This window comes from Sporosarcina sp. Y352, assembly GCF_056786535.1.
Genome location: NZ_JBXCJE010000007.1, coordinates 33957 through 60358, shown reverse-complemented (window position 1 = coordinate 60358; position 26402 = coordinate 33957). Strand labels below are relative to the sequence as shown.

Annotated in this window: 25 protein-coding genes and 1 pseudogene; 10 read left to right on the top strand and 16 right to left on the bottom strand. The window is 42.2% G+C overall.

What is annotated here, in order from left to right; all coding sequences use genetic code 11:
* Positions 1 to 33 precede the first annotated feature (33 nt).
* The 7 genes and pseudogenes from AC1TO6_RS13250 to AC1TO6_RS13220 all read right to left on the bottom strand — a co-directional run.
* A pseudogene (locus AC1TO6_RS13250) lies at positions 34 to 1011 on the bottom strand (SulP family inorganic anion transporter); the annotation flags it as partial.
* Between the two features lie 1248 nt (positions 1012 to 2259).
* Complete coding sequence (locus tag AC1TO6_RS13245; RefSeq protein ID WP_482102192.1) at positions 2260 to 2385, bottom strand: NlpC/P60 family protein; 126 nt, start codon at positions 2383 to 2385, stop codon at positions 2260 to 2262.
* Complete coding sequence (locus AC1TO6_RS13240) at positions 2337 to 2585, bottom strand: hypothetical protein (protein WP_482102204.1); 249 nt, start codon at positions 2583 to 2585, stop codon at positions 2337 to 2339. Before AC1TO6_RS13240 ends, AC1TO6_RS13245 begins: the two co-directional genes overlap by 49 nt.
* A 93-nt stretch (positions 2586 to 2678) precedes the next feature.
* Entirely contained in the window at positions 2679 to 3989 is a 1311-nt protein-coding gene (gene brnQ / locus AC1TO6_RS13235) for a branched-chain amino acid transport system II carrier protein (RefSeq protein ID WP_482102085.1), read from the bottom strand.
* 233 nt (positions 3990 to 4222) lie between these two features.
* Complete coding sequence (locus AC1TO6_RS13230; RefSeq protein WP_482102084.1) at positions 4223 to 5881, bottom strand: b(o/a)3-type cytochrome-c oxidase subunit 1; 1659 nt, start codon at positions 5879 to 5881, stop codon at positions 4223 to 4225.
* On the bottom strand, positions 5881 to 6384 hold the full coding sequence (locus AC1TO6_RS13225; protein ID WP_482102083.1) for a cytochrome c oxidase subunit II: 504 nt from the start codon (positions 6382 to 6384) through the stop codon (positions 5881 to 5883). The genes AC1TO6_RS13230 and AC1TO6_RS13225 overlap by 1 nt, the downstream gene beginning before the upstream one ends.
* Positions 6385 to 6408: 24 nt before the next feature.
* The gene (locus AC1TO6_RS13220) at positions 6409 to 6537 is read right to left on the bottom strand and encodes a cytochrome c oxidase subunit 2A (protein WP_482102082.1); all 129 of its coding nucleotides are present in this window, start codon (positions 6535 to 6537) and stop codon (positions 6409 to 6411) included.
* Between the two features lie 324 nt (positions 6538 to 6861).
* Here AC1TO6_RS13220 and AC1TO6_RS13215 point away from each other — a divergent pair, with 324 nt between their 5' ends.
* Positions 6862 to 7563: a glucosamine-6-phosphate deaminase gene (locus tag AC1TO6_RS13215; RefSeq protein ID WP_482102081.1), complete on the top strand. Its 702-nt coding sequence runs from the start codon at positions 6862 to 6864 to the stop codon at positions 7561 to 7563.
* A 72-nt stretch (positions 7564 to 7635) separates the two neighbouring features.
* Here the strand turns inward: AC1TO6_RS13215 and AC1TO6_RS13210 are convergent, their stop codons facing one another.
* Complete coding sequence (locus AC1TO6_RS13210; RefSeq protein WP_482102080.1) at positions 7636 to 7989, bottom strand: hypothetical protein; 354 nt, start codon at positions 7987 to 7989, stop codon at positions 7636 to 7638.
* Positions 7990 to 8201: 212 nt separating this feature from the next.
* Here AC1TO6_RS13210 and AC1TO6_RS13205 point away from each other — a divergent pair, with 212 nt between their 5' ends.
* The gene (locus AC1TO6_RS13205) at positions 8202 to 8693 is read left to right on the top strand and encodes a C40 family peptidase (RefSeq protein WP_482102079.1); all 492 of its coding nucleotides are present in this window, start codon (positions 8202 to 8204) and stop codon (positions 8691 to 8693) included.
* An 829-nt stretch (positions 8694 to 9522) separates the two neighbouring features.
* Here AC1TO6_RS13205 and AC1TO6_RS13200 read toward each other — a convergent pair.
* Complete coding sequence (locus AC1TO6_RS13200; protein WP_482102078.1) at positions 9523 to 10425, bottom strand: accessory Sec system S-layer assembly protein; 903 nt, start codon at positions 10423 to 10425, stop codon at positions 9523 to 9525.
* Complete coding sequence (secA2, locus tag AC1TO6_RS13195) at positions 10422 to 12782, bottom strand: accessory Sec system translocase SecA2 (RefSeq protein WP_482102077.1); 2361 nt, start codon at positions 12780 to 12782, stop codon at positions 10422 to 10424. Before secA2 ends, AC1TO6_RS13200 begins: the two co-directional genes overlap by 4 nt.
* Positions 12783 to 13043: 261 nt before the next feature.
* Between secA2 and AC1TO6_RS13190 the strand changes: the two genes are divergently transcribed.
* Complete coding sequence (locus AC1TO6_RS13190; RefSeq protein WP_482102076.1) at positions 13044 to 14087, top strand: glycosyltransferase family 4 protein; 1044 nt, start codon at positions 13044 to 13046, stop codon at positions 14085 to 14087.
* 196 nt (positions 14088 to 14283) lie between these two features.
* Here AC1TO6_RS13190 and AC1TO6_RS13185 read toward each other — a convergent pair whose 3' ends face one another.
* Both AC1TO6_RS13185 and AC1TO6_RS13180 read right to left on the bottom strand, forming a co-directional pair.
* On the bottom strand, positions 14284 to 15339 hold the full coding sequence (locus AC1TO6_RS13185; protein WP_482102075.1) for an LCP family protein: 1056 nt from the start codon (positions 15337 to 15339) through the stop codon (positions 14284 to 14286).
* 172 nt (positions 15340 to 15511) lie between these two features.
* Positions 15512 to 16144, bottom strand: a complete 633-nt coding sequence (locus AC1TO6_RS13180) for a YigZ family protein (RefSeq protein WP_482102074.1) — start codon at positions 16142 to 16144, stop codon at positions 15512 to 15514.
* Positions 16145 to 16296: 152 nt separating this feature from the next.
* Between AC1TO6_RS13180 and AC1TO6_RS13175 the strand changes: the two genes are divergently transcribed.
* The 3 genes from AC1TO6_RS13175 to AC1TO6_RS13165 all read left to right on the top strand — a co-directional run bounded on the left by AC1TO6_RS13175 (position 16297) and on the right by AC1TO6_RS13165 (position 18794).
* On the top strand, positions 16297 to 17454 hold the full coding sequence (locus tag AC1TO6_RS13175; RefSeq protein ID WP_482102073.1) for a sensor histidine kinase: 1158 nt from the start codon (positions 16297 to 16299) through the stop codon (positions 17452 to 17454).
* Positions 17455 to 17475: 21 nt separating this feature from the next.
* Positions 17476 to 18150, top strand: coding sequence for a response regulator (locus tag AC1TO6_RS13170; RefSeq protein ID WP_482102072.1), 675 nt, complete (start codon positions 17476 to 17478; stop codon positions 18148 to 18150).
* Between the two features lie 74 nt (positions 18151 to 18224).
* The gene (locus AC1TO6_RS13165) at positions 18225 to 18794 is read left to right on the top strand and encodes a DUF3225 domain-containing protein (protein WP_482102071.1); all 570 of its coding nucleotides are present in this window, start codon (positions 18225 to 18227) and stop codon (positions 18792 to 18794) included.
* A 27-nt stretch (positions 18795 to 18821) separates the two neighbouring features.
* Here AC1TO6_RS13165 and AC1TO6_RS13160 read toward each other — a convergent pair whose 3' ends face one another.
* Positions 18822 to 18944: a hypothetical protein gene (locus tag AC1TO6_RS13160; protein ID WP_482102070.1), complete on the bottom strand. Its 123-nt coding sequence runs from the start codon at positions 18942 to 18944 to the stop codon at positions 18822 to 18824.
* Between the two features lie 120 nt (positions 18945 to 19064).
* Between AC1TO6_RS13160 and AC1TO6_RS13155 the strand changes: the two genes are divergently transcribed.
* Positions 19065 to 19424 (top strand): YhjD family protein, encoded by a 360-nt coding sequence (locus AC1TO6_RS13155; protein ID WP_482102069.1) that lies wholly within the window; start codon positions 19065 to 19067, stop codon positions 19422 to 19424.
* Here AC1TO6_RS13155 and AC1TO6_RS13150 read toward each other — a convergent pair.
* The 3 genes from AC1TO6_RS13150 to AC1TO6_RS13140 form a co-directional block, all read right to left on the bottom strand.
* Complete coding sequence (locus AC1TO6_RS13150; RefSeq protein ID WP_482102068.1) at positions 19413 to 19952, bottom strand: competence protein ComK; 540 nt, start codon at positions 19950 to 19952, stop codon at positions 19413 to 19415. The two genes, AC1TO6_RS13155 and AC1TO6_RS13150, sit on opposite strands and share 12 nt — an antisense overlap.
* A gap of 908 nt (positions 19953 to 20860) precedes the next feature.
* A complete protein-coding gene (locus AC1TO6_RS13145) occupies positions 20861 to 22024 on the bottom strand; it encodes a M20 family metallopeptidase (RefSeq protein ID WP_482102067.1) in 1164 nt (387 codons plus the stop codon).
* A 123-nt stretch (positions 22025 to 22147) separates the two neighbouring features.
* The gene (locus AC1TO6_RS13140) at positions 22148 to 22651 is read right to left on the bottom strand and encodes an antibiotic biosynthesis monooxygenase family protein (RefSeq protein ID WP_482102066.1); all 504 of its coding nucleotides are present in this window, start codon (positions 22649 to 22651) and stop codon (positions 22148 to 22150) included.
* Positions 22652 to 22867: 216 nt separating this feature from the next.
* Between AC1TO6_RS13140 and hemE the strand changes: the two genes are divergently transcribed.
* Genes hemE through hemY form a run of 3 tightly spaced genes read left to right on the top strand, consistent with a single transcriptional unit; the run spans position 22868 to position 26326 of the window.
* Positions 22868 to 23908, top strand: a complete 1041-nt coding sequence (hemE, locus tag AC1TO6_RS13135; protein WP_482102065.1) for a uroporphyrinogen decarboxylase — start codon at positions 22868 to 22870, stop codon at positions 23906 to 23908.
* 30 nt (positions 23909 to 23938) lie between these two features.
* Complete coding sequence (gene hemH / locus AC1TO6_RS13130; protein WP_482102064.1) at positions 23939 to 24871, top strand: ferrochelatase; 933 nt, start codon at positions 23939 to 23941, stop codon at positions 24869 to 24871.
* A 27-nt stretch (positions 24872 to 24898) separates the two neighbouring features.
* Positions 24899 to 26326 carry a protoporphyrinogen oxidase gene (gene hemY / locus AC1TO6_RS13125; protein WP_482102063.1) on the top strand — a complete coding sequence of 476 codons (1428 nt, stop codon included), beginning with the start codon at positions 24899 to 24901 and terminating at the stop codon, positions 26324 to 26326.
* Positions 26327 to 26402: the final 76 nt, after the last annotated feature.

The following is a 26402-nucleotide window of genomic DNA, read 5'->3' as shown; positions in this document are numbered from 1 at the left end:
ACGTATAGACAAAATATGGACGAATGATTTGCGTGCGCTCATATTCCAGGCGACATACATAAGAATCGGTGCCATTGCCGCTAGCGGAATGTAGGAGGCATACGGCGCAAGGAGGAGTAGGAATACTAGGACGAAAACACTTTGTACGACACCTGATATTGGACTGACTGCTCCTGATCGGATGTTCGTGGCTGTGCGGGCAATGGCTCCTGTTGCCGGGATACCTCCGAACAAGGGTGTAATGATGTTGGCGATTCCCTGTCCGAATAACTCGCGTTTCGAATCATGTTTTACTCCTGGCTTCATTCCATCCGCAACGACAGCGGACAATAATGACTCAATTGCACCGAGTGCCGCAATAATGAGGGCAGGCTGCCACAGGTTTACTAATTTTGTTAGTGTAATTTGTGGAAAATTGAAGCTAGGTAGTGCACGAGAAATACCGCCAAATGCAGTCCCGATGGTTTCAACTTTACCAGGGAACAAGAAGATAGAAATGAGGGTCGGAATTAGTAATGCAATAAGCAGTAACGGAACACGAGGGGCTACTTTTGGCAAGATGAAGATTATGATAAGCCCAATTATGGCTGTACCTATACTGAAAATGTTAACCGTGTGAAACTAATTGAAGAGGTCAATCATGTTTTCATGGAAAAACTCTCTTTTTTCCAATCCGGTGATTCCGAAAAAATTACCTAATTGACCGGTAAAGATGATAACGGCGATTCCCGCGGTGAAGCCGATTGTGACAGACCGCGGGACGAAGTGGATGAGATTACTGATTCCAATGAAACTCATAATGACGAGGAATATACCTGCTAAAAATCCTGCGATAAGTAAATCCTCATAACCATATTGGAGAACAATTGCAAGCAGTATTGGGATGAAAGCTCCTGTAGGTCCAGCAATTTGGAAACGTGATCCTCCTAATAATGCGACGAGGAGACCCGCAATAATGGTTGTATATAATCCGTATTCCGGTTTGACACCTGATGCAATTGCAAAAGCCATCCCGAGCGGAATGGCTACAATACCAACAGTGATACCTGCAATTAAGTCTTTGCGGAACCCAGCTCCGCTGTAATCTAGATATCGGTTGTCATTAAACATTCGATTCACTTCTTTCAGTGACTTAGTAGAATAGCTTCCTATTTAACTATATATTACAAATCGTGCAGTTACAAGGGGGTATCCCGGATAATGGTGTGTTTTAATAAGGAGGGAAAAATGAATTAGAGATCGTGCTGGTCTGCTTCGGCTACCACGAAGACGCGCTTTCGCTGGAAGGTAGATGTAAGAACGCGTATTTCGTTATCGGGGATTGCGAAGGCGATTAATAAAAGTCCCGATACAGTCTGTAGAATTAGAAATCCTGCTAATGATGCTTCGGCGCTTTGTGGATGCCTCCAAGGGCGCAGAAAAAGTCTGATTTCCTTCAATGCCGTTGGTTCCGTTCCGAGCGGACGCTTTCCGCGGGCACGGCTTCAGCCTCCTCGTCACTGCGTTCCTGTGGGGTCTTCAGCTCGCGCTGTTCCCGCTGGAGTCGCCGCTCTCCACTACAATCAACTAGTTCTTATTATAATAAAGAACTTTTTCAGTGGCCTCATGCCTCCCGCGATAAGCCAGAATGAAGAGCAGGGAGGGATTGAACTGTATCCCTCCATCAGTCTTATCGCTTCGGCTACCACGAAGACGCGCCTGCGCTGAATGGTCTATTTTAGAAAGCACATTTCGTTATTGAGGATTTGACTTGCAATCTATATTGCGTCTTTCTACAATTAAATTAGTATCATATAGTAATCACATTATAATCTCAGTCCACACATCTCAAAAACACTTTCAATAATGGAACACTCCAGCGCAGGCGCGGCAAAGGGGTAGCTGAAGCTATGAGATTGGATGCGAAGCGTTAATCTAGGCTCATGGCGAAAGGCATCCCCAAAGCGCCAAGCGGTCTATAATGTACACACTGAATTACAACTCTATCAATGACGGTCACCCCATCGCTGGATAGGCGCATATGTAGCTTCATTCCCACTCAGTCTTGATGAAGAATAGGAGCAGGGATAAACAATAAAATAGAAAAAATGGGATGCGTCGTCATTAGTTGACGACACATCCCATCTGTCTATGAATGCTATTTCAGAAGTGGCCAGCCCGAAGTAGGGATGGCTGTATGTGTTAATTAAGCTGATTAAAACGTTTGAAACCGGTGAATTTAGCTTTCCAGTAGCCCGAATCAATTGAAGAAATCTCAACCTATTGCGAAGCAGCGTGGATAAAGTTCCCATCGCCCAAATAAATCCCCGCATGTGAGATACCGCTCCCGAAAAATACTATATCTCTTGGTACGGGTTTGTCCACATTAAATGAATTGGTATGCATGCCGATTGTGTCGAGTCGTCGCCGGGTTTGACTGTGTATGATTTGGTGGCTACATCCGCATTCCCTACGAAGATAAAAGTTGCTAGGGACTTCCAACCGAATAGTCCGCCATCATCACCCGAAAGAGTAAATGAATAAGTGTTATTCAAGTCATCAATAGGGCCCGGTTCATCATTTAATCGCTCGCCGACTTTTGCCAAATAGCCACCATCGGCATCTCATCAGAATTCAGTGTTGATGAATATCGATTGATTGCATCAACATTTGAAAAGGAACGTTGAAATTTCTGACAACTAAATGCGTTTTTTAAACAACGAACTGAATACGACTCCAATAAGTGCTCCGACAATCGCGGGTACAAGCCAACCAATCTGCTGTTCATAAAGCGGGAGATAGGCGAGAATATCATTGACTGGTTTAATATCTATCCCAGCACCTTTCAATCCATCGAAGATACTGACACCAGCGGTTGCGATTAACGCTAATATATAAACAATCGGCTTTCTACCGAATGATTTGTCGACGAATGACATGAGCATAAGAACAATAGCTAACGGGTAAATCATTAGCAAGACTGGAATTGAAATTGAAATCAGCTGTGTCAAGCCGAAGTTTGAGATAATCGTACTGAATCCCGCGAAAATGAAAACATAAGTTTTATAAGAATTACGCGGAAATGCCTGTTCAAAATACTGTGCACATGCTGAAACGAGGCCAATTGATGTTGTTAAACAGGCAAAAATGATTGTCAATGCGAGGACAGTTGTTCCAAAGGATCCGTACAAAATAGTCGATGCGAGAGCAAGAACCGCGCCTCCATTATTCTGTATCCCGACAACACTAACGCTAGTTGCACCGATAAACCCTAGTGAAATATAGACGACTGCAAGTCCGATTGCTGCAACAAGTCCTGCGAAAACCATCGCTTTCATAACGGCCTGTCTTGATGTTACACCTTCAGCTTTAAGTGCATTTATCACAACGATACCAAATACGAGAGCCGCGATGACATCCATCGTCAGATAACCTTCAACAAAGCTGCGGAAAAATGGATGAGATGCGTAATCGCCTTGCGGCTGCTTAATTTCACCCATAGGGGAAACAATACTTTTCACGGCAAGCGCACCAATGACTAAGAAGAGGATAGGCGTTAGCACTTTTCCGATACGATCGACAAGTTTTGCAGGATTCAATGCAAGCGACACAGTGATGGCAAAGAATACAATTGTAAACAAAGCGAGTGGCCACTGTGCATTTGAAATGCTATCGGGCAAAAATGGAACAATCCCGATTTCATAGGACACAGTTGCAGTTCTAGGAATACCGAAAAATGGACCAATCGCCATATAAACAATCATTGTGAAAGTGATTCCAAAGTATGGATGTACCCGGCTTGCAATGGTTTCTAAGCCGCCTCCAGCATTGGCGATTGCAAGAATTGCGATGAGCGGCAATCCGACTCCTGTAATTAGGAAACCAATCATTGCAATGAAAAGTTCATCGCCCGCCATTTGTCCGAGAAGAGGGGGGAAGATTATATTACCGGCGCCCAAAAACAATGCAAAAAGCATCAGGCCGATTACGAAATTCTTTTGTAGAGACAAGTAATTTGCAACTCCTTGATGAAATTATGTACATAGCTGACCGTCTAACATTATAGCTGAGAAATCGGACAATCGTCTATTAAATAGAACATTACACTAAAGTAAGCTATAGCTATATTTGAAAACGAGAGAATAACTATACTTCTAGAATGGATCCCGTAAATTGTCATGATACATGTTAAAAAACAGCCTTGATATTCTGGACATAACCAGATATCAAAGCTGTTTTTATATTAGCCTCTGCCGATTGGCCAATCGAATGGCGGTGATCCTGGTGGTGAATGTTTTAGAATATCGATGACTGGAATCGTATAAGCGAAAAGGATGAGTGCGATTGTAATCGCAATCCATAAATACCAGTTTTCAAGAATTTTTGGTGTAGGCTCCGCATTATCTTCTTCTACCGCAATCGGGAATTCTTCTACGCCGCGCGGTGCAAAGAAAGTAAGCTGGATGAAAATGTAGACCATCAAGAGGATACCGATGAAAAGAATCGTTCCGCCGACTGCCTGCGCAATTTGGTAATTAATCCAAGTTGCGACTTGTTCGCCACCTGCATATTCTGAGAAGTTTGAACGGCGAGGTCCGCCAAGTAATCCTTGAATATGCATAGCACCTGACATGATTGTCATACCAATTGTCCAGGTGAATGTTTGGATAATCCCAAGTTTGTTCAATCTAGGTGTAAGTCTTCTACCCGTTAAATGAGGGACAAGCCAATACGTAATTCCGAAAAACGTTAGGATGACTGTTGTCGCAGCAGTTAAATGGAAGTGACCTGTAATCCAAATCGTATTATGGACGAGTGCATTCATTTGGTGAGAAGCGTTAACGATACCGCCGGCTCCTCCTGGTATGAAAGCGGCCATCCCAATGAATGGCGCAAGGAAACGGACATCTTTCCAAGGTAACTTTTTGAACCAGCCGAATAGGCTCTTATGGCCTTTCTTCCTACCTGTAATTTCAAATGTAGCGAATATCGAGAAAGCTGTCATCAGTGATGGGATAACTACCATGTATGTAAGTACAACTTGAATGAATTTCCATGTAGGGTCAATACCTGGCTCTGTCAGCTGGTGATGGAAGCCTACTGGAATTGAAAACATGAGTAATAAGATGAAAGCAAGTCGTGCAAGGGAATCACTGAATAATTTTCCGCCGATAATTTTGGGAATGATGACATACCATGCCATGTAAGCAGGAAGCAACCAGAAATAAACGAGCGGGTGACCGAAATACCAGAACAAAGTACGGCTGAGCAATACGTTGATGGTTTCAGCGTAACCGAGTGACCAAGGTATGAACTGGATGATAACAGATGTTGCCACCCCGATTGTAGCGATGAACCACATAAGCATGTTGATGGTAACCATGAATGCAAGCAATGGTGATTTCTCGCCTTTATGCGCTTTTTTCCAGACATACAATTGACGGAAGTTGACGAATGCTGCAATCCAGCTGCCGATAATGACGAATGCAAGACCGAAATAGAACGCTGGATGGGCTCTGAGTGGTGCATAGAACGTATACAATACAGATGCTTCACCAACTAGAATCGTAATTGCTGTCACAACAGTCCCGATTAGCATTACCCAGAAAGAGAGCCATGCAAATTTCCTCTGCTTTTCCGAAAGTCCGACCGTTTTTCCCATTAGTGAGAATTGGAATCCGATGATGAAAAATGTAGTGAGGACGAGCCCAAGAATGACGCCATGGACGGTAAGGATTGTATAATAATCGATATTGAAAGGTAATTTATATTTACCTGATCGGGCGAGTGTTTGTAGCAATCCCATTAAACCGCCGACAAAAAGGGAAATATACGTCACGTACATGAATGCCATGTATAATCGAGAGTCTTTTTTAGAAAGTAGCAATTGATTGTTAGCCATTATTCATACACCTCCACAGTTCCGAACATCTGGTGGTGACCGATGCCGCAGTATTCGTTACAGACAACCGTGAATTCGCCTGTATTTTTCATAACCGTTTCATACCGGCTTATATGGCCAGGTTCAACCATCATATTGACATTCGTTCCGGCTACTTGGAAGCCATGGACAACGTCTTTTGTGGTAACTTGATAAAGGACCGTGGAACCTTTTGGTACGCGAATCGTTTTAATAGCGTTACCGTCTTTGTCTTTGCCAACATCGTAGTTGAATGCAGACGCAACAATATTAACGATATATTTTCCATCAGCAACTTCGCGAATACCAAGATTTTCAGGTTTGAATGCTTCGTGTGCTTCAACATTTTGTGGATCAATGGTTTCGATATGACTTTGCGGGTGCGTTCCTTTCCAGAATGCAGCAAAGCCGATAATAAGTAAGAATAGAACAAGTGAAGCCATTCCAAAAATGAGCCAAATCTTTTCATATTTATGCAAATGCATATGTAACCCTCCCAAATTAAGTAATTATCTAGACATAAATAGTGCATAAAACCCGAACCAGGCTACCAAAATGAAGATACCCAGCAACATGACTGCGATGAATGTACCTTTTAAACTAGTAGTGGATTGGTGAGTTGAGTTTCTTTTCCCCAATGGTGACACCTCCTTTTTCGGCGAAGTGAATTCGTCTTACCTTTATCATAGTCAAATCTACTAATAGCGGAATTAGGGAAAACCCTATGACTTTCGATATAGTTGCTATTTCACAAAGTCTTCACATTTCATTCATAAATGTGTCGTAATTCTCATATGAATTCATAAGCGGTAATGGCTAGATAAATGGTTTACTAGCTAATGTGTGAGGGTATAGAAAGCAGTCGACTTCATGAATTATTCATGTCATAAAAGTTGACCTAAATGTGTAAGGAAATTACAATTAAGCGTGGACTAAATCATAACGAAAGTTGGATGATCTATATGGAAAATTTAAAACTCATAAAAGTTGATAGTCCGGGACAGGGTGCGGAGCATGTCTTCAAGATTATTAAAGAGGAACTTGACAGTGGACGGTTAGCTGTTCTCGGTCTTGCTACAGGTAGCACGATGGTTCCTGTGTATGATAAATGGACGGAATCAGACCTTGATTTTACAGATGTGGTTTCTTTTAATTTGGATGAGTATATTGGTATCCCGGCATCTAGCCCTAATAGCTATGCTTATTTTATGAATGAACATCTTTTTAGTAAAAAGAAATTCAAAGAAACAAATATACCGAATGGAATGGCGGAGGACTTGGATAAAGAATCTGCAGACTACGAAGCTCTTTTTACAAAGTACCCGCTTGATATTCAATTGCTTGGCGTAGGGGAGAATGGCCATATTGCATTCAATGAACCCGGAACTTCTTCTGATTCGGTCACACATGTGGCACATTTAACTGAATCGACATTAGGCGTGAACAGCCAGTACTTTGAAAATGATGAAAAAATTCCTGAAACAGCATTGACGATGGGCATCAAATCAATTACAGACGCGAAAAAACTGATTTTGCTCGCTTTCGGCGAAAAGAAACGTGCTGCAATTGGCAAGTTGCTTGAAGGTAATAGAACATCTGAGTGGCCGATAACGGAACTTTTGAGTCATGATGATGTAATTGTTATAACTGATCTTGACATATAAGAGGAAAATTAAAAGGTGAGTCCCTACAGATAGTAGGTACTCACCTTTTTGTCTTTTTATTGTGAAAAGATGTTAAGGACGATCATGATCCAATGCGCCGAATGAAGCCCTAATCTCTTCAATTATCTCTGTACGGTTATCTTGTTCAGATAGCAAACGTTCGTCTTCTTCCATCTGGCTATCGTGTGGCTGTAAAGATGAAAACTTTATTCGTTCTTTGGGTATTTGTTCTACATTATCGGTGTGACGGTAACGACTATCATCTTGAAGAGGTTCGTAATCTCCAGCTGCGTGGTCTAAATAGGGATCGCGTATAAAGCTTCTGCCGGAGTTTTTCTTTTCAATATGATCATTATCCAACCAACCGTTTCCATTTTCATGTAAGGGGTGTTTAAGATTATCCGATAAGTCATCTTCATGTTTCATAGCGCTCGCCTCCTAAAGAATAGTGTTACTAATCTAAGTTCCCTCTTTATAAACCTATAAACACTAATAATAGGTTATTATGTTTCAATATTGTCCTATATTGCGATTTATGTAATATTGTTGTCACACAACTGTAATGTAAGCAGTGTTTAAAGCGTGGTAATCTTGTTCTAGAGAGTATTTTCAGATAAATTAATTCATTGGGGGAACATATGAATCTTATAGATACTATGAAAAAGACATTTTCAATCATTGCAATGTCATTACTGTTACTCGTCGCACCTTTCGTTGGACAAGCTGAAGCTTCATCTAAACCAGCTGCAATTTCAAAAACGGCTACAAGTCTTTTAGGAGTTAAGTACAGTTACGGCGGTACAACAACAAGAGGGTTTGACTGTTCGGGCTACGTTTCGTACGTTTTTAAGAAAAACAATATTAAACTTTCGCGTACTGCGGCTAGCATGCACGCATCAGGAACTACTGTTAAAAAAACAAATTTAGCTGCTGGAGACCTAGTGTTTTTTAATACGTCAGGTAAAGGGGTTTCACATGTAGGTATATACATAGGTAATGGTAAATTTTCACATGCTTCCAGTTCAAAAGGGGTACGTGTTGATAAGTTGAACGATCCTCATTACTGGGGAAAACGCTATGTTGGTGCAAAACGTATCAATGGCGTGAATTCAGTTGCTTCAGTTAAATAATATCTAAAAAGACAGCACCAAGCGACCTGAAAAGGGGACGCTTGGTGCTGTCTTTTTTGTTGTGAGTAAGGGGTGCGCATTTGATGCAAGTGAGAATGAATTAGAAATTCTGCTACTACCGCTTCAGCTACCACGAAGTCGCGCCTTCGCTATATGGTCTATATATAAGGAAAGAGCATTTTGTTATAGGGGATGAGATTTGCAATCTATAGTGCGATAAATCGAGTGAATGCATTTAACAACAGTATCAATAAATGGAATGAAACAGAAATCCTGCTAATACCGCTTCTGCGCTTTGTGGATGCCTCCCGCGATAAGCCGGAAAGAAGGGCGCTTTCAGTCTTATCGCTCCGGCTACCACGAAGTCGCGCCTTCGCTAGATGGTCTATTAGAAGGAACATGTCGTTATCGGGGAATAAATATGTAACCAGTAGTGCGTTTATCTTCAATGAAGTTAGTATCACATAGTAATTACATGATAATCTCAGTCTATTCATCTCAAAACTATATTTCTATTGATGATGAACATTCCAGCGAAGGCGCGGCATAGAGGTAGCCGAAGCCATGAGAGTGGATGCGAAGCGTTAATCCAGGCTCAGGGCAAGAGGCATCCCCAAAGCGCCAAGCGATCTACAATGTACACTCTAAATTTAAATCTCCCTCAATAATGCAACTTCAAAGCGCAAAGCGTTCTACAATCTGCACTCTGAAAAAGGAGGTTGAGTAAAAAATGCCAAAGAAAAAGCCGACATTTCGTTTGAAAATGAAATGTCGGCTTTAAAATTTTCTCACTGAATAACATCTAAGTGTCAGGCGCTCGGGGGCTACCTTACGCGTTTTGCTGTGGTACGCGAACTGTCCAGCGCGACAAATCGGGCTCGCCTTTTTGGATTAGTTCTTTTGGATAAATGAACGTCCATGGTTTTGAAGTGTTCGCTTTAACTGAGAGTGGGCCAAGTGCAAATGAACCGCTGGCAATCAAATCGCCAGTTGCATCAATTAATTCTAGTGGTAGTTTCTCAATGTTGATTTGCTTTGAGTGGCCATTACGAATAAATACGGATGCAGCAATACCGCCATCATCCTGTTGCTTCACTTGGAATCCACTAATATTCACTTCGCGTGGTTTCAGTTTTGGAAGCCCTTCAATGACTTTTGTAAGTCCGTCTTTTTGTTCTGCCGTTAAACCGTCTTCCCAAGCTTGTTCCAACTCTAGTTTATGAGGCACCATCGATTGAACATTGAATGCCAGTTTCCAGTTTTCACTAGGTGGAAGTTCTGTAAATGTATTGTCTTTTGTGAAGACAAACACCCATGGTCTTGCACTGCGTGCTGGAATGTCGCCGAGTTCCTTCAAATCGAATTCGTCCGAAGCGAGTGTTTTTCCTTCTTCATCAAGCAGCATTAATTCAACTGATCCGACAGCAATTTGCTGATCCAGGGAAGAACGGAAGAAGGCTTTAACGAGCCAGCTACCGTTAGCAGGTTCGACGTCGATGTCGATTCCTGATAGGGAGATCTGGTTCGGTTTGAGTGGTTCAAGTTCGTTCGATAGAAAACGGAATACGTATTCCTGCTCCTGTGGCACATTCCATTCAGGGTGAAGGGATAGCGTTGTTTCGACTAAATCTGTATTTACTGTTGCATTGACACCGTCAATGATTTCTTCGGATCCAATTGTGCTATCCTTACCCGTTTTTTCAGTTTTCTTGAAAAAAGTGAAAAGCTTCATTGTTGTGCCTCCTGTTCTTTAATGAGTTTCATAAAGCTAATAACTTCAGATGCAATGCTGCGACGTAGTTTCTGATAATGACGTCCGAAAAGCTCAAGACCTTCACGTTGGTAGATACGCATCGGGTCTTCTTGTCCGTATGAGCGAAGTCCGATACCTTCTTTTAAACGTATCATAACTTCCAAGTGTTTAACCCACATTGTGTCAATATGTGAAAGCATTACTTGCGGAATCATCTGATTGATTCGTTCATTATCTTCGAATGAATCGATGAAGCTGAGCAAGTCAGCTAGTGGCACTTCATAATGCTTCAGAATATCTGATGTTTTTTCAAGCTTACGTGGAATCGATACAGATTCCAATAATAGGCTGTCCATCGTACGTTCAATCCGCTCGTAATCCCAGTTGTTCGAAGTTTCTTGGTCTGGGCAACTATCCAAGACAACAAATTCTACAGTTTCTTTAAGCATCGTTTTCAATTGTTCTTGAATGTCTTTCCCTATCAGAACATTATGACGTAAGGTATAAACGACTTCACGTTGGTCATTAATGACATCGTCGAGTTTTAAGTTGTATTCACGCATTGAATAATGTGCGCCTTCCACGATGCGTTGTGTTCGCTCTGTCAATTCATTGACTTCAGAATTCTGTACAAGGCCATCAGCATCCGTTGTTACCTTCTTAGTAAACTTCTCAAGCTCTTCTTTTGCGAATCGCTTAAACATATCGTCTTCAAGAGATAGGAAGAAACGGCTTTCGCCATGGTCTCCTTGTCGCCCGGAACGACCGCGAAGCTGATTGTCGATACGACGGCTTTCATGCTTTTCTGTGCCTAGTACGAAAAGTCCGCCGATTTCTTCGACACCTTCGCCAAGTACGATATCAGTACCGCGACCTGCCATATTTGTCGCGACTGTAATTTGGTTGAGTTGGCCCGCTTTGGAAATGAGATCCACTTCCTGCTCAACACTTTTGGCGTTCAGTAAGTTGTATTTAAGTTTATATTCGTCCAAATATTGGACAACTTTTTCCGATTGTAAAATAGAAGTTGTACCTACGAGAACAGGTTGTCCTTTTTTATTGCGTTCGGATACTTCTTTTGCCATTGCTTTATATTTATGATCAATAGTTTCATATACTTGGTCAGGTGAATCAATACGTGCGCGCGGGCGGTTTGTCGGAATCTGAATGACGTCCATGCCGTACACTTCACGGAATTCTTTTTCTTGTGTTTTCGCTGTACCTGTCATGCCGCAAAGCTCTTTGTACATACGGAAATAGTTTTGAATTGTAATTTGGGCTTGTGCTTTATTTTCCTCAGTAACGGGCAGTCCTTCTTTCGCCTCGATTGCCTGATGAAGACCATCGGAAAGAGTCCGTCCTTCCATAATTCGCCCTGTGAACATATCAACAAGCTCAATTTTTTGATCCCGAACGATATAATCCACATCGCGATTGAAAATCACGCGTGCGCGTAATGCTTGAATCATATAATGATAAAGGGTTTGGTGCTCCAATTCGTATAAATTATCAACACCGAACGCTTTTTCAACTTTAGAGATTCCATCTTCAGTTAGGGAACTTGCTTTTGTTTCATCGTCAAAATCGAAGTCTACGCCTTTCTCAAAGCGTTTGGCAAGACGTGCCGCTATGTAATGAAGATCCGCATCAGCCTGCATTTTACCCGCAACAATAAGCGGTGTTTTGGCTTCATCGACAAGGATGCTGTCCACTTCGTCAATAATGGCGAAATGATATGGACGTTGAACTTGCTGTGCTACTTGCTGCGCCATATTATCACGTAGGTAATCAAAACCGAATTCAGTTCCGACACCATACGTGATGTCTGCGTTATAAGCTGCCTGTTTTGCAGGGCCTTGCATCATCGGGACATTGAGACCGACAGAAAGTCCTAGAAACCTATGAATTTGACCAATTTGATCGTAGTCACGTTTTGCAAGGTAATCATTCACTGTAATAACGTGAACGCCTTTTCCTTCAAGTGCGCGAACATACGATGGTAGGGAAGCGACAAGTGTTTTACCTTCGCCCGTTGGCATTTCTGCGATATTACCTTCAGTGAGTACAAGTCCTCCGATAAGCTGTACGTCGAAATGACGCATACCAAGAACCCGTTTCGATGCTTCACGGACAACAGCAAATGCATCCGGTATGATAGTAGGGATTTTCTCACCTGATTGGATACGTTCTTTGAATTTATCTGACATAGATGCCAGTTGTTCATCTGACATCGTTTCATATGTAGCTTCTAATTTATTTATTTGCTGGACAATTTTCCTGTATTTGCGAAGTTGTCGATCGTTCGTTTGATTTGAACGTTTAAATATTGATAGCATGAAATGAACGCTCCTTTATCTTGGTCCCTTTATAAGACCCATCCCTATTTTAACAAATAGAAAGGTAAATAACTACCTTAAGCTAAAATCTACATATATAAGGAAGAGAATCTTGGGATAGGCAAGGTTGAAAAGGGTATGATAAGTGAGAAACAGAAAGTGCAGAATGCAAAGAGTTCTCTAGGAAAGTGCTTTACTTATTTAAATATGCTATAATACTCTTGATTTGATAAACTATTGATTTACTTAGGGAGGAAGGACATGTTATTCCTTGCAATGGCTGCTGCTCTTATAGCATCCATCATACTTACTCCGCTCGTCATTAAATTGGCATTCCGTATCGGTGCAGTCGATCGCCCGAACTATCGCAAAGTACACGCATCCGTTATGCCGCGTATCGGCGGACTTGCGATATTTGGTGCCTTCTTAATTGGTTATGCCATATTGCTTCCAAAAGATGAACATGCCACCGGAATTCTTATTGGTGCCCTTATAATTATCGTGGTGGGATTTCTTGACGATATGCTTGAAATTACCGCGAAGGCAAAACTTGCGGGGCAACTGGCTGCGGCCATTGTTGTAGTCGCTTGGGGCGGTCTCCAAATTGAATTTGTCAATTTACCATTCATCGGCCAATTCGATTTTGGCTACTTGAGCATTCCGATTACAATTATATGGATCATAGGTATTACAAATGCCATTAACCTGATAGATGGATTGGACGGACTTGCAGCAGGCGTCTCAACCATTGCACTTATTGCAATTGCGGTTATGGCAATGATAATGGGAAATGTATTTGTTGTTGCAACAGCTGCAATTCTTGCAGCAAGCTCATTAGGTTTCCTATTTTATAATTTCCATCCAGCAAAAATATTTATGGGAGACACCGGATCTTTATTCCTAGGATTTATGATTTCGGTTCTTGCCTTGCTAGGCTTCAAAAACGTAGCTGTTGTTGCGTTGATTATTCCAGTTATTATACTGGGCATTCCAATCTCTGATACATTCTTTGCGATTGTCAGACGGATACGAATGAAACAGTCGATTACAGCCCCGGATAAATCACATTTACATCATTGCCTATTGCGTTCAGGTTTTTCACACAGGCAGACAGTGTTGATTATTTACGCACTAGCGATTCTTTTCGGAGTTGCTGCTGTGTTGTTCTCGCAAGCAACCGTATGGGGAGCAATCATGCTCATCGTCGTTATGCTTATCGCGATTGAATTGTTAGTTGAAATTATCGGACTTGCCGGTTCAAATTACCGTCCATTGTTGAATCTTGTACGGATGATTGGGAAGTAACGACGAAACATCTAGGCAGTTAAAACGAAACAATCAAAAGGTAAATAGGCCATCCCCTTTTTCACTAGGGTAGTATGGTCATCTGTTTATAAATTATGTATAGACATGAGAAAGAGCCGGGCGCATTTGCAGCCCAGCTCTTTTTGTATCTTTGGAACTTGTGAAATTGTGTAAGTGATTTGCGTCTGGATTGCGGTCAATTAGAAAGCGTATCTCCTAATGCTTCATTTTTCTTGCCGGTCAGGGTAGAACTGCCGTCGGTCAGGTTGGAAGAGTCTGGAATGATTCCAAGATGTGATTGTAAGATGCCTTTCACATCTGATAAATCCGTCTCGTCAAGCTTCCAGTAATAGATACCTGTCGACATGTCGTCGTAGCCTGTTAAGCTGAGCGTGTCCACTTGTGGCATACCGCCTTTAACGTATTCCAGGAACGATTTCATTTCATCAAAGGTCATGTCCGTTTTCATATTGTCGCCTACCGCGTCAATCACATCACCGTACTTCGTAACTGATTTGACAGAAGTCGCTTTTTCCATAATGGCTTGTAAAATCATTTGCTGCCGTTTTCCACGTTCGACATCAGAATCGAGTTTACGTGTCCGGGCAAGTGCAAGGGCGTGCTTGCCATCGAGGTGTTGAAGTCCTTTTACAAGTTGAATCGTATTTTTATCGTTTTCATCTTTTTCAATTCGGTTATAGGGAACTTCTGCTTCGATTCCGCCAATCGCATCAACGACATCAATGAATGCATTGAAATTCATTTTCACGTAGTAATCGACAGGTGCTTCGAACAGTTCTTCAACCGATTCAATCGTTGCACGAGTTCCGCCAAATGCATGGGCATGAGTGATTTTATCCCTGTATCCGACTTCTGGGATATAAACGTATGAATCTCGTGGTATACTAACGAGTTTCATAGATTTTTTCTTTGGATTCAACGTAGCGAACAGAAGAGCATCTGAACGGCTGTTGCTGTCGCCTTGGTCGCGAGCTTCACTATCATCGACTCCAATGAATAAAACGGAAACATTGTCGGTTGCTGGTTCAACTTTCGCTTCACGTATATCGGATTTGGGACGGTCAGGAATGACTTCATATGCACGATCCGCAGCGTCAACAGCCTTTTTTTGCAGTGAAACGGCATATGCTGCAACAACTAGGAAAATAGAAAGTGTAAGAAGGAGAGAAACTTTTAAGGCAAGGCTTTTGCGTGACGATTTCTTCTGTTTTTTATAGTCTTTTCTTTTCATTCAAAGTTCCTCCGGCATCGGCTATGTGAAAATATCCTTCGTCATAGCTGATCATTTAAGTGACGAATTGCTGTCAATGGATACAGACGGTACGACAGGATAAAAGAGTTCAGTATATAAATCACTTCAATCCATCCTATTATACTATCTTTTCTGCCAAAGGTATACTATATCAAATGTCGAATTCTACAAAAACGCTAGAGGTCGACACGATTTCTGCCTGTCCGTTCGTCAATTCAGTCATCCAGAAAGTGAATGTCTCCGTTTCCATAGCTGGAACGTGTATGAAGAGATTCACAGATTCATCGTAAGAAACTTCATTTAAGGGATATGTCGATTGCCTTACTTCATGCTCAACTTTACCTAGCCAGGTATAATCGATTGTAACTTTCATGACAGAATGGAGTTTCCTTTCGACCGTACCTGTTGCTGTAATGCCTTCTGTTGTTGCGCGGCCATAAGCGCGTATCAATCCACCTCCACCTAACTTGATACCCCCGAAATAACGCGTCACGACAATAACGGTATCTTGAAGACCTTGCTTTTTCAACACTTCAAGAATGGGTACTCCCGCTGTTCCAGACGGTTCGCCATCGTCATTCGCCTTTTGTATATTATTGTGTTCACCAATCATATACGCTGAACAATTATGGGAGGCATTATGATGTGTACGTTTAATTTCTTGAATGAAGTCTAAGGCCTCATCCTCTGTTTCCACACGTTTCACATAGGTAATAAACTTTGACTTTTGAATCAATAATTCACTCTCTCCGTAGTTTTTAACTGTGTAATAATCTGCTCGCATTTGCGGCACCTCCATCACTTGTAATACAATCTTAATATTCACTGGGTCTTATGATGCTATAATAAGTGAGAGATGTTTGGGAAATATCAATTCTACAACACTCCACTTTAGTATATATGTAATTTTCTAAGCTGAAAGCGGGAGGGAACTTTTTGAAGGAGAATATAATCGATATCAAAACGCTCGAAGCTATTTTTGATAATATGGTGCGTGCAATGGATCACTCAAAGAATGATATCTTCATTATAAGTGAACAAAGCCGTCAGAGCTTTGAAGATATGCAAAGTGAGCTCGCAGCGGTCAAGAGTGATATTTCCCGGGTAATAACTGAAGGTGATTATTTGGAAGGTATGACCCGCCATTCACGCCGGCGTCTTGCTGATGTGTCGAAGGACTTCATGAAGTTTTCAGAAGAGCAGGTGAAGGAATCTTACGAAGTTGCGAATGATTTACTCGTTCGGCTATCGGTCAACCGGATGGAGGAGAAACAGCTGCGTGCTCGTCGGGACGATTTGGATCGACGTCTTCTTGCGCTGCTTGACACCATTGAAAGAGCCGATCATCTTGTCAATCAAGTCGCAACCGTAATTAATTATTTGACATCTGATTTAAAAAACGTAGGCGTAGCGCTGGAAACGGCCAGACACAAACAGGGGTTTGGCATTAGAATTATCCAGGCACAGGAAGAGGAGCGGAAAAGGCTTTCCCGTGATATCCACGATGGACCGGCACAAATGCTAGCAAATGTGTTAATCCGTTCTGGGTTGATTGAGAAGGTATTTGAAGAACAAGGCCCTGTTCCTGCATTTAATGAACTTAAAGATCTTAAAGAGATGGTAAGAAATGCACTTTATGAAGTTCGCCGTATCATTTATAATTTGCGTCCTATGGCACTTGACGATTTGGGCTTAATTCCAACATTGAAAAAGTACTTGTCGACAATAGGAGAGTATGAAAAGGGGACCACCATTCACTTTCAAAATAGTGGAAAAGAGCAACGTTTTAAAACGGATTTTGAAGTATCAGTCTTTCGGCTAGTGCAAGAATCCGTTTCAAATGCCTTAAAACATGCAAAGGCGAAGGACGTTTGGGTGAAAACTGAATGGCATCACGATATAATGAATATTATCATAAAAGATGATGGACAAGGATTCAATCAAAATGAAGTAAGAGATAAGTCATTCGGTTTAATAGGAATGCGTGAACGAATTGATTTGTTAAAAGGGGATATAACAATCACCTCAACGCCTGGAAATGGTACGATAATTTATATCCAGATTCCACTCCAGAGTGAAATAATCGACGACTAGATGTTAGGGGAGGAAATGACTATGACGAAAATATTAATTGTAGATGATCACCAACTATTCCGTGAAGGGGTAAAGAGAATCCTTGATTTTGAAGATTCTTTTGAAGTTGTGGCTGAGGGCGGCGATGGTAGCGAAGTGAATGAGCTTTATCAACAGTGCGAACCGGACGTGGTTCTTATGGACATTAACATGCCTCATATGAATGGTGTCGATGCAACTGAAAACCTCATCAAAGAATATCCCAAAGCGAAAGTAATTATGTTGTCAATTCACGACGATGAATCATATGTATCACATGCACTTAAAACAGGTGCACTCGGTTATATGTTAAAAGAAATGGATGCGGATGCAATCATCCAAGCGATTAAAGTCGTTGCGCTAGGTGGTTCGTACCTTCATCCAAAAGTGACGCATAACCTTGTTACAGAATACCGAAGATTGAGCGAACGTGAGCATAAGGGATCCTTCCAACAAAATGATATCCGTCGCCCGTTCCATTTACTTACTAAACGTGAGTGTGAAGTATTACAACTGTTGACAGATGGACAAAGTAACCGGACAATCGGGGAGACGCTTTTCATCTCCGAGAAGACCGTCAAAAACCACGTGTCAAGTATTCTACAAAAAATGGCAGTAAATGACCGCACACAAGCGGTCGTAACAGCGATTAAAAATGGTTGGGTTGAAGTAAAGTAATTTGATGTATTGAATAAAAGGAAAAGGGCTTTCTGCTTTTGGAGGAGCCCTTTTACCCGTTCAGGAGGGAAAAAATGAAAAAAGTAGTCGTGCTTTTTAGTCTGTCTTTCATTTTACTGCTAGGAGCTTGTAGTGGTGACAAGGAAGAGCCTGTTGAGAATGGTTCCGTCGATGACGGCGAAGCAACGAATGAATATGGCACAATTGATCATGGAGTGGATGAAAGCAAAGTGGGATTTAGCTTGACAGGAGACACTGTAGAAGAAGCTTCTGGCGTTCCAGCAGACGAAAAAGAGCAGATCCTAGACGTATACAACCTAAATTTGGAAACGCTAAATAAACAAGATATCGATGGCTATTTAGATACATTGTCAGCGAAGGATTATGACCTTGAAGAGGAACGTTCTATTACGAAAGATCTTTTTAGTGAGTATGAATTAAATCGTGAAGTTTCGAATGTAACGATTGTGAAGTATTCAGAAGAGGAAGCCCAGGTGTTTTCAAACTTAAAGACATCTTTCAAGCAATTAGAGACGGGTCTTGAAACAAGTCCGAGTGGTAGACAAGTAACTGTCCTTAAAAAAAGTGATGGTGATTGGAAAGTGGCTTCGGTTCATTATATCGGTGATATAGAGACGAAATAAGTATACGATATGCGAGACTTTCAGCGATTATGGCTGGAAGTTTTTTTGTCGGTTAACTAGAGTGTATGGTATTTCGACTTGATTCGCCGTTCGGTATTCTTTGCGGGTAAAGAAATTATGAAGTGTTGTATTATCGATAAACTTCGGCATTCCGTGTGTCTCCAAATATGCTTAAGATTTCCAATGATTTGTAGGTTGATTTTCCGAGGGTATGGGCATACAATAGGTATACGAACGTTTGTTCTTTATTGAGCGGAAGGAGTGATTGTAGTGCCTTTAATACCCCCGGAGGCATTACCTTATTTTGAGAATATGATTTACTTACCGATGCTTCTAATTATCTTGGAGAGAGATCGGGAATCATTCGAAAAAGGTCCTTTCAAATTAAAAGGACCTTACGTTAAACTCGTCGACGAGGCAACGAAAATTGCACGTGCAGAACTAAAGGAAACGACAATTTACTTGCGGCGGCGCAATATGAAGGTGATACGTAACAAAACGGATAGCACATTCACCGAGTATGTATTCATGCACGGAGGCTATGAAGATCATAGACGCTATTTGAATGTCCGCCTGCGTAATCGAACGGAAGAACTATTGGCCAAATACATTGCGATGTCAGAGAGCTGAATCATCGTCGTCATCATCGTCAAAAAAGTTAAAAGTAGAAGGCCTGTTCAGTTGTCTCTGTTTTTTCAAAAAGTTCTTTTCTAAAAGAGTGGCGAACGCATATTGACGATACAATGTAGTAGGGGAAACATTTAACTTGAAGGATCGGCTATTTTCTAGTGTAATTATAGAACCCAAATTGTCTTCTTCTATTTTTTCAATCGCATTATAGGAAATCCAGACATTCTGTTCGGAAGATGGTGACATGGTGGGCAGGAAAATGTATGGTATTCCAAAATCATGAGCCAGGATAATCGGTGTTTTATGGCGTTTACCAAGTACCATTTTTGCTGAATTAGTCGAGTTGTGAAGAGAATTTCCATAATAGTCACAGGAATTCCTGACGATATGGATAGGGCGTCTTGGAACGCTTAAATCACCGTTGCGCTCATTAACATGGGTAAAAACTTTATTGTCTTGAATCATCGGACGTAACATGAATGTGTCAAAGGAAATAATGTATTGCGCATTTCGTTTCTTGTTTTTCAAATTAATGCACTCCTCATAATTCATATTTGTATTATAAGTAGATTATAAATCCAGGAATTCCGAACGCAATTGTGCATAACGCTCGTTTGTTAGAGAGAAACAGGCAGTTTCTCTAGGAGATAACGACGGTTTCTTTAGGGGAGACCGTCGTTATTGGACCAAAAGGAGAAAAGGGAAAAAAGAAAGCGTTATTCCGAATGATGTTAAACGGAAGATTGCTCACTGCATTATTGAGTAGATGGTGATACGGGGTGTGGATTGTAGATAGCTTGGCGCTTTGGGGATGCCACTGAAAAAGTCCGGTTTCCTTCAATCCCGTTGATTTCCGTTCCGAGCGGACGCTTTCCGCGGGCACGGCTTCAGCCTCCTCGTCACTGCGTTCCTGCGGGGTCTTCAGCTCGCGCTGTTCCCGCTGGAGTCGCCGCTCTGCACTACAATCAACTAGTTCTTACTATAAAAAGCACTTTTTCAGTGCCCTCGATGCCTCAAGTCCTTTGCCGAGCCTGCGCAGGGGTGTATATTATCGATAAAGTTTTGATTTTGATATGTATAGACTGAGATTATAATGGGATAACTATTCGATACTAATTTCATTAAAGAAAGACACACTATGGATTGCAAATCTAATCCCCGATAACGAAATACGCCTTCTTACATGGACCATCTAGCGAAGGCGCGACTTCGTGGTAGCCGGAGCGATAAGACTGAAAGTGGTCTTCTTTCCGGCTTATCGCGGGAGGCATCCACAAAGCGCTGAAGCGGTATTAGCGGGATTTCTAAAGTTAACCATAAAACTGGAACTCTTTCATCGCCCTCATAAAAACAGTGAGCCTTCCTCATAAAATTCGAAGGAAGGCTCACTAATTATCAAATCATGAAATATTACTAATGGTTAGAAAGTCTTCCTATTACGAATTTTGATATTCAACAGCAGCGGCTCCAAGTGTCTTCGCCGCAACAAGCATCGCATTTTCATCGATGTCGAATTTGGGATGGTGATGCGGAAATGGATTCTCAGGTTTAGCACCCGTGAAGAAAAATGTACCTGGTACTTTTTCTAGGTAATAAGCAAAATCTTCGCCACCCATTTGCGGCGTAGATTCAACCACTTCCAAGCCCGAAATAGATTCAGCCACAGTTTTCAAAAATTCCGTTTCGGTAGCATGATTCACCACGGCCGGATAGCCTCTTACGAATTCGAAATCGATGGTACAGTTGTTTGCAAGTGCAGTTCCATCGACGACACGTTTCATCTCGAGTTCCATCAAGTCACGAATATCTGGATTGAATGTTCGTACCGTCCCACCCAGTTTTGCGGAATCTGCAATGACATTAAATGCATTTTGCGAAACGAATGAGCCTATGGAGAGTACAGCCGATTCAACCGGATTGACGCGACGGGAGACCAGTTGTTGTAAATTCATGACAAGCTGCGCGCCAATGACGATGGCATCTTTCGTTTGATGGGGAGCTGCACCATGCCCACCGGCTCCTTGAATCGTAATGTCAAAACGATCAGCTGCCGCCATAACAGGACCCGTTAAATATTCGACTGTGCCGAAAGGTGTCAACGACCACAGATGCGTTCCGAAAATAACGTCAACTCCATCAAGGCAACCGTCTTCAATCATCGAAATTGCACCACCTGGAGCAAATTCTTCCGCGTGTTGGTGGATGAAGACATATTCACCAGCAAGGTCTTCTCGTAGTTCATGTATCGCTTTCGCAAGCTGAAGCAGTGTGGCGGTATGTCCATCGTGTCCGCAAGCATGCATGACGCCGGGGACCGTCGATTTGTAGGGTACATCCTTTTCATCCTGAATCGGAAGTGCATCAAAGTCGGCACGTAGTGCAACTGTCTTTCCGGGTCTTGCCCCTTTGACACGTGCAACAACGCCATTGCCGCCTACACCTTTACGCACTTGGACCCCAAGATTAGCATAAAAGTCAGCTATGTACTGCGCGGTTTTTTCTTCCTTAAAGGACAACTCGGGATTCATGTGAAGGTAGCGACGTATAGCGACCATATCTTCATAAGCACAATCAAGTTTTTCTAACAGTTGTTCTTTCAATGGACTACCCCTCCCAAAATTACACTAGTTTGAATGTTACTGTCTCCATTATAGCAAACATTCCATATGAAACTATAAAGGGCGTACACAAAACGCGACCGGAATGAGGTCGCGTGTAATAAATTATTTTTTTGTGGCATACTCCGTAATGTAAGGGGCGCTTGAGAAGATATGAAGTGTTTTATCAGCGCCCGCTTCTGCACGATCTTTCGAATGAGCTTGTGCGAACGAAGATGAGTTTTTCCATCTTGCATAATAAGTATTATCCGTCCATTCCGTCATGACAATGTATGTATCAGAATCAAGTGGACGAAGTAAACGAAAAGCGATGAATCCAAGTTCCGATTCGATTTTACCTGCACGGTCTTTAAATCGAAGTTCGAAAATGGGGCGCCCTTCATCTGTGACCGGAATATTGTTGAATACGAAATAGCCTTTTTCTTGAAGTGTACCGGAAGAACCAATCACTTCGTAACGGCGTGGTGTTTGAAATATTGTTTTTCCTGTCGTTTCATGCAACAACAAAGAGTTGCCTTGCCCATGCATGGCAATCAATCCTTTATCCGCGTGTTTTTCTTTTAAGTCTTCCATGAATTCCGGTGTGCCGGATGTCATAAAGATATTCATTATTAAAAACCTCCTCAAAGTAGTTCCTATACCTCTATTTTCCCCTAATTCCGTACTTAAAACAAACAATGACGAAATGATGGCGAAAAAACATGAAATGACGCACAAATTGATGACAAAAGGGGCTAAACACTATACTTTACAAGGGAAAACATCTATATTGAGACCTATATGAAACAAATAAATGATTCATAAAAGAAAGTGGGATGAAGCCAAATGACTAAATTCAACGATACACTTTTACGTGCTGCAAGAGGCGAAAAGATTGACCACACACCGGCTTGGTACATGAGGCAAGCGGGACGTTCACAACCTGAATATATGAAAATTAAAGAAAAATATTCCCTAGAAGAAATTACACAGCAACCGGAACTATGTGCATACGTTACCAAGCTTCCAGTCGATCAGTACAATGTCGACGGAGCAATCCTTTACAAAGATATCGTTACGCCACTGCCAGGGATTGGTATTGACGTGAAAATCAAACCAGGTGTTGGTCCAGTTATTTCAAATCCGATTCGTACCGTACAAGATGTCCATAATCTTGGCGATTTATCACCGGAGGACGACATTCCTTTCGTTCTTGAAACGATTAAAATATTGACGAAGGAGCAATTGAATGTTCCGCTTATCGGTTTTGCAGGTGCGCCATTTACGCTTGCGAGTTATATGATTGAAGGCGGTCCTTCGAAAAGCTATAACTTGACAAAATCATTCATGGTTTCAGAGCCAGAAGCATGGTTCGCGCTAATGGACAAACTTGCGGATATGACGATTACGTATATTACTGCACAAGTAAATGCAGGTGCGAAAGCAATCCAAATCTTTGATTCGTGGGTGGGCGCATTGAACGTTTCCGATTACCGGATTTTCATTAAGCCTGTTATGACACGGATTTTCACAGAATTGCGTAAATTGAACGTTCCACTAATTACGTTCGGAGTCGGCGCAAGTCACTTAGCGAACGAATGGCATGATTTACCTGTAGATGTTGTTGGTCTTGACTGGCGCCTGTCCATTAAAGAAGCAGGAGAACGTGGTCTGACAAAACCAGTGCAAGGTAATCTTGACCCATCATTGCTGTTGGCGGACTGGTCAATTATAGAAGAACGTGCAAAAGTAATCATCGAGCAAGGTGTAGAACACGGTAATCACATATTTAATCTAGGACATGGTGTTTTCCCAGATGTGAAACCTGCAACATTGAAAAGACTGACAGAATTTGTTCATGAATACAGTACACAGCTACGTAAATAACGTACTAATCCGAACGATGAGGTGAACATAATGACAAAGAAAAAAATGGGATTATTAGTAATGGCGTACGGAACACCGAACAAAGAAGAAGACATTGAATCGTATTACACACATATCCGTCGTGGTCGTCCGCCCGCACCTGAGCAATTGGAGGACCTTCGAAACCGTTACGAGGCAATTGGAGGAATTTCACCACTCGCCAAAATTACGGAAGACCAAGCAAACGCACTTTGCAATCGTCTGAATGAAGTGCAAAACGACATCGAATTCAAGGTTTATATCGGATTAAAACATATTACACCATTCATTGAAGAAGCAGTAGAGAAAATGCATCAAGATGGCATTACAGAAGCTGTCTCAATCGTACTTGCGCCACACTTCTCGACGTTTTCCGTCAAGTCGTATAACGGACGTGCGAAAGAAGAGGCAGACAAGCATGGAATCGCTATTACGTCAGTGGAAAGCTGGTACACACAGCCGAAATTCATTGAATTCTGGACCGATAAAGTACGTGGTACATTTGAAAGTATGAGCGACGAAGAGAGGGCTTCAGCATGTTTGATTGTTTCAGCGCATTCGTTGCCTGAAAAAATCATCGCAAGCGGGGATCCGTATCCAGAACAATTGAAAGAGACTGCAGACTTGATCGCATCAGCTGCAGGCGTAAAAAATTATGAACTGGGTTGGCAAAGTGCAGGGCAAACGCCTGAACCATGGCTCGGCCCTGATGTTCAAGACTTGACGCGCGACTTGCATAACGAAAAAGGCTATAAGACGTTTGTCTATACCCCGGTAGGCTTTGTTTCCGATCATCTAGAAGTGCTGTTTGACAACGATTACGAGTGTAAAGTTGTTTGTGATGACATCGGAGCTTCTTATTACCGTCCGGAAATGCCGAATATTGACCCACTATTCATTGATGCAATGGTGGACGCGGTATTCGAAAAAATGGAAATGGTCTAATACGAATGAAAGAAAGTGATGATGGACATGAGCGAACAAAACAAGAAAGTCGTCATTGTCGGTGGAGGAATTACTGGTCTCTCCGCGGCATTTTATATGCAGAAAGAAGCGCGAGAAAAAGGACTCCCTTTAGATGTCATCTTAGTCGAAGCATCCAATCGGCTGGGTGGAAAAATTCGGACAGTCCGGCGTAACGGTTTTATCATCGAGCGTGGTCCCGATTCATTCTTAATTCGAAAAAAGAGCATGGGTATCCTTGCAGAAGATCTCGGAATTGAAGGGGAACTTGTAAAAAATGCGACAGGACAAGCTTACGTACTCGTAGGCGGTGAATTGCATCCGATTCCGGGGGGCTCTGTCATGGGCGTCCCAACGGAACTCGGTCCATTCATGAAAACAGGTTTGTTTTCTTGGGCTGGAAAACTGCGTGCAGCCGGAGACTTTGTGCTCCCGCGTTCCAGCATTCAAGGGGATCAGTCACTCGGCGCGTTTTTCCGCAGGCGTTTTGGTGGAGAAGTTGTCGAAAACCTCATTGAACCGTTGTTGTCAGGCGTTTACGCAGGCGATATCGATCATATGAGTTTGGAATCGACATTCCCACAATTCTACGCGGTAGAAAAGAAACACAGGAGCCTCATTCTTGGGATGAAAAAGACAACCCCGAAACAAGTTCCGCAGAAAGATGGACACGGCGCGAAAAAAGAGGGCGTCTTCCATACATTTCGCAATGGTCTTGAAACAGTGGTCGAAGCAATTGAGAAGCAGCTAAATCCAGGAACCGTCATGAAAGGCGTCAGGATTGATGCAATTGTAGAGCCGAAAACGGTCGGAGAAAGAACGACTCTTGCACTGAATGACGGCAGAAAAATCGAGGCGGACGCAGTTATCCTTACAACTGGACACGAAATGGCAGGCCGCTTATTCGCTCCTCACGGTTTGCTGCAGGATTTGAGAGAAATTCCGACAACATCCGTTGCAACAATTGCCTTGGCCTTTCCGGAAGAACTTGTCGTTCAAGACAAAGAAGGAACGGGCTTCCTCGTCTCTAGAAGTAGCGATTATTCAATTACAGCATGCACATGGACGCATCGGAAATGGCCGACCACAACGCCTAAAGGTAAAGTATTGATCCGTGCATTTGTAGGCAGAGTAGGCGATGAAGCGATTGTTGACTTGCCTGATGCTGAAATTGAAAAAATTGTTCTTTCCGATCTCGGTAAAATCATGAATATAAAAGGGAAACCAGACTTTACCGTTATTACGCGCTGGAAAGAAGACCGGCCGCAATACCGGGTTGGCCATAAAGAGCGAATTGCGAAAGCGCGTGCTGAACTAAAGTCGACATTCCCGCAAGTCAAACTAGCCGGCGCATCTTATGATGGCGTTGGACTGCCTGACTGTATTGATCAAGGAAAAGCTGCAATGAAAGAAGTACTCGAAGATTTGTTTACATAAAAAAAGTCTGCCCTCGGGTGGACTTTTTTTTGTGGAAAAAGGGTATAGGAATAGGTACATAGAAAACGAGTGAAAG